The sequence below is a fragment of the Marinobacter sp. SS8-8 genome (assembly GCF_030540945.1).
Taxonomy (GTDB): domain Bacteria; phylum Pseudomonadota; class Gammaproteobacteria; order Pseudomonadales; family Oleiphilaceae; genus Marinobacter.
This window is the reverse complement of the sequence record NZ_JASSVN010000026.1, coordinates 24,564-35,920: the sequence shown is the minus strand read 5'-3', so window position 1 is coordinate 35,920 and position 11,357 is coordinate 24,564. Positions and strand designations below refer to the sequence as shown.

The following is an 11,357-nucleotide window of genomic DNA, read 5'->3' as shown; positions in this document are numbered from 1 at the left end:
CGCCGTATGAAAGATATGGTAAAACAATGATTGAACCCAGAGACACATTGGTTCTTGGCCTAGCGCCGGGAGGAACGGTGGTTCTCTGGATAATGAACGGGGCGGAAAATGCGATTGAGGTAGGTCGTTACGAAGCAAAACCCTACGATCACAGAAAGGAAGGGGAAGACTATACTCGTCGTACGCAAAGTTACCTTGAAAGAGAGGGAGAGTTTCTTCGGAAAAATGGAATACGGTACGGCGGTTGGTAAATCGGTGCATTTGACTTGTGAGACAGGCACCACATAACCAAGCCATGCACCGGATGCCAAACCCTCCGCTTCGCTGCGGTTTTGCCACCGGTGATGGCGGGCGTTATGTGCTTTGACACCTGATACGTTACAGGGTACATTCAGGGAATGATTCGAAGCTTCAAGCACAAAGGCTTGGCCAAATTCTTCAAGTCAGGCAGCACCGCAGGGATACAGGCCGCTCATGTAAAGAGGCTTCGGCTGATTCTCGGTAGATTAAATGCAGCGTCAGATGCCAAAGATATGGACTTACCAGGTCTTCGGTTGCATGAGCTATCTGGCAGTCGCGTCGGAATCTGGTCAGTGACGGTCAGCGGTAACTGGCGAGTAACCTTCCGATTCGAGGACGGAGATGCTGAGATTGTAAACTACGAAGATTATCACTGAGGTACCGCCAATGTTGATGCACAACCCTCCACACCCGGGCGAAGTATTGCGAGAGCTTTGTCTTGAGCCCCTAGGCCTATCTGTAACAGCGGCGGCAGAGGCGTTGGGCGTTAGCCGTAAAACTCTGAGTGCGGTGCTGAACGGCAAGGCCGGTATCAGTCCCGAAATGGCTATCCGGCTCTCTATTGCTTTTGATACCTCGGCAGAGAGCTGGCTTAATCAGCAGTCCCAATATGAGCTCTGGCACGCCGAACAGCATCGCAAAGAGCTCAACGTGAAAAAACTTGTTGCGGCCTAGAGCAGCACATAACCAAGCCATGCACCGGATGCCAAAACCTCCAATTCGCTCCGGTTTTGCCACCGGTGATGGCGGGCGTTATGTTCCTTCTCTTGAGCACCTTGTTTAGTGCTAGGCAATGCCGTACCCTTTAATGTACGTTTAAACGTACTGAGGAGGGTTCCATGTCAAGGGTTCGAGTAGATGAAGATATCCGCCCTCTGTCTGAATTTCGGGCAGGGGTAGCCACATTTGTAAAGCAGCTCCATGAAAACCGCCGTCCTATGGTGCTGACACAAAGAGGTCGTGGCGTTGCTGTACTGGTGGATGTTCACGAGTACGAGAAGATGCAAGAACGTCTGGAAATACTAGAAGAGGTGTATAAGGCGGAAGAACAAATAGCCTCCGGGGATGGTATTGCGCATGAAGACGCGAAGGCTCGGGTTCTGAGTGGGCTGGCCCGATGAAGATTGTTTGGTCCCCGCTTGCGCTGGTATGGCTCTTGGCGCTGTATTAGTTATCTACTACAGCGGAACTATACGCCACTATCCTTCGGGACTAACTGCATCAGATACCCTCTTTTTTGTCTGGGTCATCGTTGTATTTGGGTTTTATTACTCGATCATTGCGTTCGTGTTTTTTTTGGCCACTATTTTTTGGGTGGGAATTGCGGCAAAGCCGGTAAACTGGCTGCTAGAAAAGACTAGGCGAAAAAATGTCTTGTACCTTCCTCTAGTGAAGGAGGATAGGCTTTTTACACTCGGAGGTGGCGCGATTGCTAATATTGCCATTTTCACCATAGCAATTTGGACAGGCCACCCTTTAGTCAATATCGTTGGAACGTTATTGATAATCGGTCTCGTGTACGCACTGTTGGATGAACTCTCCCGTAAACCAAAAGACGATGGCATTGTTGTGGACCCCAGTGGTCGGCCTTTCTCGCGCCAGCCGATTCCGGGAAGCGTTATAAAGTTTGTACTTGTAGCAGGTATATATCTAGCTCCGATTTACTTTGCTCAAGCCGGCGGTGGGATTACCCGAACCACATTTGAAACCATGGGTGTGCGACAAATAAAAGTTGGCCTGTTCCTCGAACAGAAGGAATATGGGGCTGCGCTCTCCTCGTTGAGGGAAGATGGTTATATCGAAGGTTTGGCTTGTGACGGTCTTTGTGAAATTAAAGAAGCGGACATACTATTTACGGGGATCGGGAACAACACAAAGGTACGTGTTTCCGGGGAAGCTGGCTCTGCGACAGTCGTGATTCCTAATACCTCGATTTTGATGATCGTGAAGCGCTAGCGTATCAAGCAAGACGAATTTCAACATTAGAACCCAGGTTTTAGATTGGTTGTTTTCTAACAAGTCGCAGCAGTTCGCGGCCGATGGCCGCCGGACGCCCTTTCCGTGGCTCCTTCGTCGCCACTCCAAGGTCGCCGCTGTGCTTCGGCGTTACAAATTGCCACGAGGCTCGAGAAAAAGTAATATCATGTCGGCAAAATGGAGTCTGGATGGCTCGCACAACTGGAAAAGGAGGTTCAGATGAACTCAGAAGAAAGAGAGTATATTGCGGTAGTTATTAATTATTTCTGGGGTGATGGGCTAGCCGCCTCGCACTCTGTAAATGATGAGGCTGCCGAGGTAGTTTACTTCGCGCTGCAAGAAGCCCAGTCCTGTTCAGCATCAATGGACATGGTGCCTTCTCCTGCAACTGGCAAGCCCGGTCTAAAATATATAGCTAAGCAATTGGCTAAAATCGGCAAAGATATAGCTGTCGGTGACACTTCTGTGTATGAGTCCTGTCGTGCAAGAGTCGCATCCTTGTATAAGTCAAAAGTAAAACTTGCATTAATATGGATATAAAATGAAAGTATATTTTATTTTATTGGTAATTTTGATTTCGGGGTGCGCCAGTAGCCAGTCAGTCCACCTTAGATATGAGGGGGAGTCATACTATCTTCCCAGTGGAGTAGAAGAAGTTGGAGCTACAGGTGACAGCGAAAATTTTCTGGTTTTTAAATATAGTCGCGAAAAAGGGAAAAAGTATTTAGCTTTTTCCAACTCTGAATCTATCGAGAAGGGTGATTGTAATTATTCAGAATTTTTTAGTGCTGTAATTCAAAAGGATGGCACCCGTAGTTCTTGTGATAAGTATAAGCTGGAAGCTTTTAGGGATGCATTCACTTCTGGTTCAGGCACAGGACATTGGAAAATCAATGGACTAGACCATTACTATTTCATTACTGAGCGTACCGGAACTTTTGTATTCAGAGTGCTTCCTAATGACGAAATTATAAAAATTGATAGTGACTTCCTGAGTCCAGAAGAGTTGTACTCAATTTTTGAGTCCGGCGATAGTTACTAAGCAGTACAAAAGTAAGCGAACATTATTTATAATGTGATATGTTCTCCCAAAGCTTATCGGATATTGTCACTCATGCGCCAGACTGATGGTCGTAACCTGGATCATAAAACCCTCGAAGCCCTTCGCATTCGCGCTGTTCAGCGGGTGATGGAAGGGGAAAGTCCAGAAGTGGTTATTAAAGCACTTGGAATGAGCCGGGCCCGGATTTACGAGTGGCTTGCGCTCCACCGGGAAGGTGGTTTTGATGCCCTCAAGGCCAAACCGATTCCGGGGCGTCCGAGCAAACTTAGCGGACTGCAGATTCGTGTATGTCATTCGACCTTCATCACGTCCATAAATGAGAGCCTTTGTGTTACGAGTTCAACGTAGTCCGCTTTCATGCTCTCTGGCATGTATGAGGCGTTAATTATCCCGCTCGCCTCTTTACGAACCTTATTCGTCAGCGCGTGAAGTCGTTTTTTAACCGCTTTTTCAGGCAGGCCAGATTTGATACCGAGCTCCAAGAAATCCGATCCAGCGTAGAACCCGTTACCCATGGTTCGGTAGTACTTTGGTTCTCCCTCATTAAGCATAGGAAGCGCTAACGGGCTTTCTATGCTTGAGACCCCGTATAGCGCAGAAGCCAAGACGTCATAGCAAGGTGTTAATTTGAAGACTGGATCAAACAGGAAGCTGATATTCTTCAAATGATGGTCGTCGTTGCCTACTAAGTAGCTGAATGCAATGTGTTCGAGCAGTTCCGCTGCCACAGCCACACCCGCGTGCTCAACAACAAGTTCTATTACCCTCTGATAGCTAGCGGCAGTGTATTTCTGCGACGAATCGGAATTTGTTATGCCCAGTGCCTGCATCGCATCTTCCTGATGGATTTTCTCGCCAGTCTCGAAGTCCCGGTCGTAACGCCGGATGACGAAGACCAGGTGCTCGTCTTTTAATTTCAGCAGGCCGCAAGGAGGTACTGGGAAGCCGACTTTTCCCATCAGAATTAGCGTAGCGTGCTCGTTCTCGGCAACGTTCGGGTACTCTTCCGGCGAGGGCTTCATGATGAACTGCCCCCCATGATCGACAAGCTTCAGCTCGCCCTTCTCAATTTTTAGTTGCGCTTTCATCTGCACGCCACTAATGGAGAAACCATGTGTTTTCTTCGGCATTGAGGTCACTAGGTCGCTACGGCTTTCGGCCAGCTCAAGACTCAGCTTGCGGGTTCCGAACATCCGATCCAGGCAGTAACCATGGTATGAAGATGTAGCTGTCTCGGGCAGAGTTTTAAGGCATATCAAGCAGTTCAATGCTCACGGCTCCAGGGAGATCTTCGCCATTGTGTACCAGCAGCGAAAAGTTGTCTTCAGGGTCTATACGTTGTTCTCTAGCCTGTACCCGCTTGAGCCAGCCTTCACTTACCAGCCCGCTGAAAAAGGGCGGAAGCCCCTCAGATACAAAAGGTTCTTTTCGCAAGGGCAAGCTTAGGCTCAGTGGGGGCTGGCGGAGTTGCAGGTAGCGTTTGTTATACTGGAAAATAACAGTACTTCCGCTTCGTTCCAGTATGCCTGCCGGTACACCATACATCTTCACTTGCGCTCGCATCACACTTCAATCCAAAGCTTAAAATTAAGCACCTTTCCAACGGCCTGAAGGCTCTTAATTGTTGGGTTTCCGCCTTTTTCCATGGCCCTAACTGTTGTGCCTGACACGCCAGAGAGGTCGCCCACTTCTCCTGAGCTCAACGTGAGCGAATCCCTGCGAGACTTCATGATGTCTGCCAGTTCAGATACTGGCCTCAAATCCGGTTCATCTGAAGACTCGATTTGATTCGCCAATGCTTGCAATCGCTGGATTTCTTCATTCAATGCTTCCAGAAGACCTTGCTTTGATTTCATGACTGACCCTGCTCACTTTACTGATCTAGAACCAGCTATTTAACACATTTAAAACATTATAGTGCCGATATCTGCCACTGTCAGCACTAAAATGGTTTTTAGGGTCTAAAAGTGGATTTTTCTGCATTTTAGTGTTCGAACATGTGGAAGTTAGCCACGCTCAACACTCCAGAAGCTCTCTGGGGCTCTAATCCGTTGGTCTTTCTCTTTGTGACTCAGAGAGTCGCTGATCCCATAAGGCCCCGTCCGGATCGGTGTGTCTCTCTTTTGATTAACCTATGAAGATCATCCCGCGAAGTACCTGAATCAGAAGAAAGGCATGGACGTTCTTCTCAACACAGGCCTGACTTTTAGTAAGGACGCCACGGTTGGACAAGAAATCGGTACACTAATCAACAATCGAAGGTCACCGGCCCACACTCAGCCTCTGAAACATCAAAGCAACAAAGTTATGGATGCCTGATGCCTAATCGTGAACAGATATCGAGAGTGTCGTTTATCGGGAGGGGGTATTGTTCACGTATGTCGATCATTTGTTCGAATTGATCAAAGACTAAGAAGGCAAGAAGCTCAATACCGGAGAGCAAGTGATGCACTCTTCCGACCGAGGCACTGCGGATTCGAACACTCTCACCAGAGCTGCTGATCTCATGGACTTTGATGAACGGTTCGTAGTCTTTCCCCGTGCCTTGTCCCCGAGTTTTCAGTAACTTTTCGTGCTTCCGATCTATTGGTTTATTAGCGTCGTTCATCAAAAAGGCCCCCTGCTCACTGGAGAATAGCAGGGGGCCCATTTTGATCAAACTTTAATGTAAAGCATCAAATTTTAATGTTATTTATCAAACTTTAATGTCCTCTGGCAACCTCTTGCCTGACCAATGGCGATTCATTCTACCGTCACACTTTTCGCCAAATTGCGGGGCTGGTCCACATCGGTGCCTTTGAGCACGGCCACATGATAAGACAGCAACTGCAGTGGAACCGTGTAAACAATCGGGGCGGTAATCGGGTGCACTGAAGGAAGCTGCATCACATGGACGCCCTCTTCCGGCTTCACATCGGCCTTCCGGTCCGCGAACACAAACAACTCACCGCCCCGTGCGCGGACTTCTTCCAGGTTGGATTTGAGCTTCTCTACCAGGTCGTTGTTCGGCGCTACGGTGACGACCGGCATTTCGCTGTCTACCAGGGCCAGTGGGCCATGCTTGAGTTCACCGGCCGGATAGGCTTCGGCGTGGATGTAGGATATTTCCTTGAGTTTCAGGGCGCCTTCAAGCGCAACTGGGAACTGTGAGCCCCGGCCCAGGAACAGGCTGTGGTTTTTATCCATGAACGCTTTGGACATCTCTGCAATTTCACCATCGAGGGCCAGAACGTCGCTTACCTGTCCGGGCAGCAGGTGAATCGCTTCAACGATCTCTGCTTCCTGCTCTTCGGGCAGACCATTGTGGCGAGCCAGTGCGAGGGTGAAAATCAGCAACGCGGTCAACTGAGTGGTGAAGGCCTTGGTGGAAGCCACGCCAATCTCGGGTCCGGCCTGGGTCATGATCACCAGGTCTGATTCGCGCACCAGGGAGCTGCCGGGTACGTTACAGATCGCCAGCGCAGCCCGGAAACCGGCCTGTTTTGCCTGCCTCAGTGCGGCCAGGGTATCGGCGGTTTCGCCCGATTGGGATATGCACAGGAACAGGGTGTCGCGCTGGATCACGTGCTTGCGGTAGCGGAATTCCGAGGCAACCTCGACCGAGCAGGGAACGCCAGCCAACTCCTCAATCCAATAACGGGCGACCATACCAGCGTGGTAGCTGGTGCCACAGGCGATGATCTGTACATGATTAACTTTTTCCAGGAGGTTGGCGGCGTCGGTGCCTAGCGCCTGCTCCAGTACCCGGCTATCGGTGATGCGTCCGGCCATGGTGGCCTTGATCACGGCTGGCTGCTCGTAGATTTCTTTGAGCATAAAGTGCCGGTACTCGCCCTTTTCCGCCGAATCGGAACCGTGTTCGAAGCGGATGACCTGGCGCTCGACCGGAGTTCCTTCGCGATCATGGATGGTCACCGCGTCCCGACGGATGTCGGCGATATCACCTTCTTCCAGGAACATAAAGCGATCCGTCACCGGCAGCAAAGCCAACTGGTCGGAGGCGATGAAGTTCTCGCCGATGCCCACACCAATCACCAGCGGGCTGCCTTCCCGGCATACCACCAGATGGTCGGGCTCGTCGGCGTGTACGACTGCCAGCGCGTAAGCACCGCGCAGACGGGTAATGGCGGCTTTCACGGCGTCGTACAATTTGCCGTGCCTCCGGAAATACTGTTCAATCAAATGAGCCACAACTTCCGTGTCGGTCTGTGACGTGAACTCGAAACCGTCCGCCTTCAGCTCATCCCGAAGTTCCTGATAGTTCTCGATGATACCGTTGTGGACAATGGCCAGACGGTCACCTGACATGTGGGGATGGGCGTTAACCTGTGACGGCTCGCCGTGGGTGGCCCAACGGGTGTGGGCGATACCAAGGTGGCCCGCCAGGGGGTTGGCCTCGATGGCCTCGGCCAGCGACGCTACCTTGCCAACTTCCCGGGCCCGCTGGGTAACGGTGCCGCCATCCACCACCGCCATTCCGGCAGAATCATATCCCCGGTATTCCAGGCGGCGCAGACCCTCAAGAAGGATGCCCTGAACGTCCCGTTCCGAAACCGCGCCTACAATTCCACACATGCTGTTCTACCTGCCTGTTGGTCGTTTGAGTCAGTGTTTCTTCGGCTTTTCCCAGCCGGAGATATTGCGCTGCCGGCCACGGGCCACGGCCAGTTCGCTGTCCGCGACATCCCGGGTAATGGTCGAACCGGCTCCGATGGTGGCGTCTGCCGCGACCGTCACCGGCGCCACCAGGGAGGTATTGGAACCCACAAAAACGCCGTCACCGATCACCGTCCGGTATTTGTTCACACCATCATAATTACAGGTGATGGTTCCTGCACCCACATTCACATTACGGCCCAGTGAGGCATCGCCAACGTAGCTCAAGTGGTTGATCTTGCTGCCTTCGCCGACCACGGCCTTTTTGGTTTCAACGAAGTTTCCCACCTTGGTGTTGGCGGCCAGTTCAGTACCGGGACGAATACGGGCAAACGGCCCGATCTGGGCATTGGCACCGATCATAGCACCTTCAATCACGCTGTTAGCCTTGATGTCAGCGCCCTCGGAGATGGTCGCATCCCTGATCACACAACCGGGCCCGATCGACACATTGCTGCCCAGCGTGACCCTGCCCTCGAAAACCACGTTCACATCAATCCACAGATCGTTGCCGATGGTCAGCTCTCCGCGCACATCAATCCGCGCCGGATCAGCCAAAGTGGCGCCTTCGGTCATCAACCGGTCTGCCTCCCGACGCTGGAACCAGCGCTCCAGTTCAGCCAGTTGAAGGCGGTTGTTGACCCCCTGTACCTCGTAGGGGTCCCTGGGCTGGGAAACCGAAACGTTCAGGCCCTGCTCCACCGCCATGGCAATGATATCGGTCAGGTAGTACTCGCCCTGGGCGTTGCTGTTGGACAGCGCCGGCAGCCAGGTTTTCAGATACTTTGCCGAAACCGCAAGAATGCCTGTGTTGACCTCGCGGATCTGTTGCTGTTCCGGGGAGGCGTCTTTCTGCTCGATGATCGAAACGACCTTGCCCTCCGGATTGCGGACAATGCGGCCATACCCCCGGGGGTCATCCATGGTGACAGTCAAAAGACCAAGGGTTTTGTCATCCAGCGTGCCCACCAGACGCTCAAGGGTTTTATGGCGGGTAAGGGGAACATCGCCATAAAGTACCAGAACCCGGGCGTCATCCGGAAGATCTGGTAACGCCTGGGCAACGGCGTGGCCGGTACCCAGCTGCTCACTCTGGGTCACCCAGTTCACCGAGGCCTCGCTAGTGGTTTCCCGAACCCTGTCGGCGCCATGCCCGATAACGGTGTGAATCTTTTCGGCGCCCAGCTGTTTTGCAGTGGCAATCACATGATGAAGCATGGGGCGACCAGCCACCGGATGGAGAACCTTGGGCAGTGCGGATTTCATTCTGGAACCCTGGCCGGCGGCCAGAATGACAACGTGTAGCGGGCTCATCGAATGGTCAGGCTCCCGGTGTATGGAATGTCTTGAATGGGAAAATAAAAAACCGCATTCCTCAGGGCCGGAGGTCCAACGCCGGGCGTTGGTCTACCAGCCGCTCAGGATGCGGCTTCGGTGTTCGGCACACCCGAAACGGAAATGCTTAACGCATTTTGTTACGCAGCTGCTGGATGGTACGAAGCTGGGCAACAGCCTCAGCCAGCTCTGCAGCAGCACGGGAGTACTCGAATTCACCGGTCTTGTTGGCAAGTGCTTTCTCGGCCTCTTTCTGAGCCTCAAGTGCGGCTGCTTCGTCCACATCCTTTGCACGAACCGCGGTATCCGCCAACAAAGTCACCAGATTGGGCTGGACCTCCAGATAGCCGCCAGACACGTAAAGAATCTCTTCTTCACCGCCCTGCTTGATGATCCGGATGGGACCCGGCTTCAGCTCGGTCAGCAGCGGGGTGTGACCCGGGGCAATACCCAGGTCACCTTCAGAGCCCGCAGCGATCAGCATTTCTACCAATCCGGAATAGATCTTTGTTTCGGCACTTACCACATCACAATGCACGGTCATACCCATGTCAGTTGCCTCTTTGATCGATCCGGAAACAAGTGCGTCGGCTCAGATTAGCTCTTTGCCTTGCTCTTCATTTCCTTCGCTTTCTCGACCGCTTCCTCAATGGTACCAACCATGTAGAACGCCTGCTCGGGCAATTCGTCATAGTCGCCATTGAGGATGCCCTTAAAGCTGCTGATGGTTTCCTTGAGGGAAACGTACTTACCGGGCGAACCGGTGAAAACTTCAGCAACGTGGAACGGCTGGGACAGAAAACGCTCGATCTTACGGGCACGGGCTACTGTCAGTTTATCTTCTTCTGACAGTTCGTCCATACCCAGGATGGCGATGATGTCTTTCAGCTCCTTGTAGCGCTGCAGGTTCGTCTGCACGCCACGGGCCACTCCGTAGTGCTCCTGGCCGATGATCAGCGGATCCAGCTGACGGGAGGTGGAGTCCAGCGGATCAATCGCCGGGTAGATGCCCTTGGAAGCGATGTCACGGCTCAGTACCACGGTCGCATCCAGGTGCGAAAAGGTGGTCGCAGGCGAGGGGTCCGTCAGGTCATCCGCCGGTACGTAGACCGCCTGGATAGAGGTGATGGAGCCGTTCTTGGTGGAGGTAATCCGTTCCTGCAACTCCCCCATTTCCTGCGCCAGTGTCGGCTGATAACCTACCGCAGAAGGCATACGGCCCAGCAGTGCCGATACTTCGGTACCGGCCAGGGTGTAACGGTAGATGTTGTCAACGAACAAGAGTACGTCACGACCTTCGTCACGGAACTTCTCAGCCATGGTGAGACCGGTCAGGGCCACACGCAGGCGGTTTCCAGGGGGCTCGTTCATCTGACCGTAGACCATGGCAACCTTATCGAGAACGTTGGACTCCTTCATTTCGTAGTAGAAGTCGTTACCTTCCCGGGTCCGCTCACCCACACCCGCGAATACGGAAAGACCGGAGTGCTCTTTCGCGATGTTGTTGATCAGCTCCATCATGTTTACGGTTTTACCCACACCGGCGCCACCGAACAGGCCAACCTTACCACCCTTGGCGAACGGGCAGATCAGGTCGATAACCTTGATGCCGGTTTCCAGCAGGTCAGCCGAAGCGGCCTGGTCTGCGTAGCTCGGTGCCTTACGGTGAATGGCCCAGCGTTCGTCTTCGCCGATCTCGCCGGCTTCGTCGATGGGACGACCCAGAACATCCATAATACGGCCAAGGGTCTTGGTACCCACCGGTACCGAGATTGCCTTACCGGTGTTTTCTGCTTTCAGGCCACGCTTCAGGCCTTCGGTGCTGCCCATGGCGATGGTACGTACAATGCCGTCGCCCAGCTGCTGCTGGACTTCCAGAGTTGTTTCGCCACCTTCAAGCAGCAGTGCGTCATATACTTTGGGTACGGAGTCACGTGGGAATTCCACGTCGATAACCGCGCCAATGATCTGAACGATTTGTCCGCTACTCATGCTCGGTTCCTCGTTATCTTGATAGTCAATGAAA

The 11,357-nt window shown here is 52.6% G+C and carries 15 protein-coding genes; 8 read left to right on the top strand and 7 right to left on the bottom strand.

Going from position 1 to position 11,357, the window contains the following annotated elements; genetic code table 11:
* The 8 genes from QPL96_RS18145 to QPL96_RS18110 all read left to right on the top strand — a co-directional run.
* Nucleotides 1-251: DUF2931 family protein (locus tag QPL96_RS18145; protein WP_303288696.1), on the top strand; the 251-nt coding region annotated here is incomplete at its 5' end.
* 147 nt (nt 252-398) lie between these two features.
* Nucleotides 399-677, top strand: a complete 279-nt coding sequence (locus tag QPL96_RS18140; protein ID WP_303288695.1) for a type II toxin-antitoxin system RelE/ParE family toxin — start codon at nt 399-401, stop codon at nt 675-677.
* 10 nt (nt 678-687) lie between these two features.
* The gene (locus tag QPL96_RS18135; RefSeq protein WP_036148342.1) at nt 688-975 is read left to right on the top strand and encodes a HigA family addiction module antitoxin; all 288 of its coding nucleotides are present in this window, start codon (nt 688-690) and stop codon (nt 973-975) included.
* Nucleotides 976-1,139: 164 nt separating this feature from the next.
* The gene (locus QPL96_RS18130) at nt 1,140-1,421 is read left to right on the top strand and encodes a type II toxin-antitoxin system Phd/YefM family antitoxin (protein WP_194855006.1); all 282 of its coding nucleotides are present in this window, start codon (nt 1,140-1,142) and stop codon (nt 1,419-1,421) included.
* Entirely contained in the window at nt 1,405-2,256 is an 852-nt protein-coding gene (locus QPL96_RS18125; RefSeq protein ID WP_303288694.1) for a hypothetical protein, read from the top strand. The genes QPL96_RS18130 and QPL96_RS18125 overlap by 17 nt, the downstream gene beginning before the upstream one ends.
* Before the next feature lie 240 nt (nt 2,257-2,496).
* The gene (locus tag QPL96_RS18120; RefSeq protein ID WP_303288693.1) at nt 2,497-2,817 is read left to right on the top strand and encodes a hypothetical protein; all 321 of its coding nucleotides are present in this window, start codon (nt 2,497-2,499) and stop codon (nt 2,815-2,817) included.
* Nucleotide 2,818: 1 nt separating this feature from the next.
* A complete protein-coding gene (locus tag QPL96_RS18115; RefSeq protein WP_303288692.1) occupies nt 2,819-3,319 on the top strand; it encodes a hypothetical protein in 501 nt (166 codons plus the stop codon).
* Nucleotides 3,320-3,391: 72 nt separating this feature from the next.
* Nucleotides 3,392-3,688 carry a transposase gene (locus tag QPL96_RS18110; RefSeq protein WP_368388924.1) on the top strand — a complete coding sequence of 99 codons (297 nt, stop codon included), beginning with the start codon at nt 3,392-3,394 and terminating at the stop codon, nt 3,686-3,688.
* On the opposite strand, the gene QPL96_RS18105 is transcribed toward QPL96_RS18110, so the two are convergent.
* The 7 genes from QPL96_RS18105 to atpD form a co-directional block, all read right to left on the bottom strand.
* Nucleotides 3,631-4,533: a type II toxin-antitoxin system HipA family toxin gene (locus QPL96_RS18105; protein WP_303288691.1), complete on the bottom strand. Its 903-nt coding sequence runs from the start codon at nt 4,531-4,533 to the stop codon at nt 3,631-3,633. The two genes, QPL96_RS18110 and QPL96_RS18105, sit on opposite strands and share 58 nt — an antisense overlap.
* Nucleotides 4,534-4,585: 52 nt before the next feature.
* Nucleotides 4,586-4,903 carry a HipA N-terminal domain-containing protein gene (locus QPL96_RS18100; protein ID WP_303288698.1) on the bottom strand — a complete coding sequence of 106 codons (318 nt, stop codon included), beginning with the start codon at nt 4,901-4,903 and terminating at the stop codon, nt 4,586-4,588.
* Nucleotides 4,903-5,196 carry a helix-turn-helix domain-containing protein gene (locus tag QPL96_RS18095; protein ID WP_303288690.1) on the bottom strand — a complete coding sequence of 98 codons (294 nt, stop codon included), beginning with the start codon at nt 5,194-5,196 and terminating at the stop codon, nt 4,903-4,905. The genes QPL96_RS18100 and QPL96_RS18095 overlap by 1 nt, the downstream gene beginning before the upstream one ends.
* An 886-nt stretch (nt 5,197-6,082) precedes the next feature.
* Nucleotides 6,083-7,915, bottom strand: coding sequence for a glutamine--fructose-6-phosphate transaminase (isomerizing) (glmS, locus tag QPL96_RS18090; protein ID WP_303288689.1), 1,833 nt, complete (start codon nt 7,913-7,915; stop codon nt 6,083-6,085).
* A 30-nt stretch (nt 7,916-7,945) separates the two neighbouring features.
* Complete coding sequence (glmU, locus tag QPL96_RS18085) at nt 7,946-9,310, bottom strand: bifunctional UDP-N-acetylglucosamine diphosphorylase/glucosamine-1-phosphate N-acetyltransferase GlmU (protein WP_303288688.1); 1,365 nt, start codon at nt 9,308-9,310, stop codon at nt 7,946-7,948.
* Nucleotides 9,311-9,458: 148 nt separating this feature from the next.
* Nucleotides 9,459-9,881 carry a F0F1 ATP synthase subunit epsilon gene (locus QPL96_RS18080; protein ID WP_117618963.1) on the bottom strand — a complete coding sequence of 141 codons (423 nt, stop codon included), beginning with the start codon at nt 9,879-9,881 and terminating at the stop codon, nt 9,459-9,461.
* A gap of 47 nt (nt 9,882-9,928) precedes the next feature.
* Nucleotides 9,929-11,323 carry a F0F1 ATP synthase subunit beta gene (gene atpD, locus QPL96_RS18075; RefSeq protein WP_303288687.1) on the bottom strand — a complete coding sequence of 465 codons (1,395 nt, stop codon included), beginning with the start codon at nt 11,321-11,323 and terminating at the stop codon, nt 9,929-9,931.
* Nucleotides 11,324-11,357: the final 34 nt, after the last annotated feature.

Bases quoted from the DNA above. Each gene is read 5' to 3' on its own strand.
- QPL96_RS18120 (WP_303288693.1), top strand. From the start codon at position 2,497: ATGAACTCAGAAGAAAGAGAGTATATTGCGGTAGTTATTAATTATTTC.
- atpD (WP_303288687.1), bottom strand. From the start codon at position 11,323: ATGAGTAGCGGACAAATCGTTCAGATCATTGGCGCGGTTATCGACGTG.
- QPL96_RS18110 (WP_368388924.1), top strand. From the start codon at position 3,392: ATGCGCCAGACTGATGGTCGTAACCTGGATCATAAAACCCTCGAAGCC.
- glmS (WP_303288689.1), bottom strand. From the start codon at position 7,915: ATGTGTGGAATTGTAGGCGCGGTTTCGGAACGGGACGTTCAGGGCATC.
- QPL96_RS18115 (WP_303288692.1), top strand. From the start codon at position 2,819: ATGAAAGTATATTTTATTTTATTGGTAATTTTGATTTCGGGGTGCGCC.
- QPL96_RS18100 (WP_303288698.1), bottom strand. From the start codon at position 4,903: ATGCGAGCGCAAGTGAAGATGTATGGTGTACCGGCAGGCATACTGGAA.
- QPL96_RS18080 (WP_117618963.1), bottom strand. From the start codon at position 9,881: ATGGGTATGACCGTGCATTGTGATGTGGTAAGTGCCGAAACAAAGATC.
- QPL96_RS18130 (WP_194855006.1), top strand. From the start codon at position 1,140: ATGTCAAGGGTTCGAGTAGATGAAGATATCCGCCCTCTGTCTGAATTT.
- glmU (WP_303288688.1), bottom strand. From the start codon at position 9,310: ATGAGCCCGCTACACGTTGTCATTCTGGCCGCCGGCCAGGGTTCCAGA.
- QPL96_RS18140 (WP_303288695.1), top strand. From the start codon at position 399: ATGATTCGAAGCTTCAAGCACAAAGGCTTGGCCAAATTCTTCAAGTCA.
- QPL96_RS18135 (WP_036148342.1), top strand. From the start codon at position 688: ATGTTGATGCACAACCCTCCACACCCGGGCGAAGTATTGCGAGAGCTT.
- QPL96_RS18095 (WP_303288690.1), bottom strand. From the start codon at position 5,196: ATGAAATCAAAGCAAGGTCTTCTGGAAGCATTGAATGAAGAAATCCAG.
- QPL96_RS18105 (WP_303288691.1), bottom strand. From the start codon at position 4,533: ATGTTCGGAACCCGCAAGCTGAGTCTTGAGCTGGCCGAAAGCCGTAGC.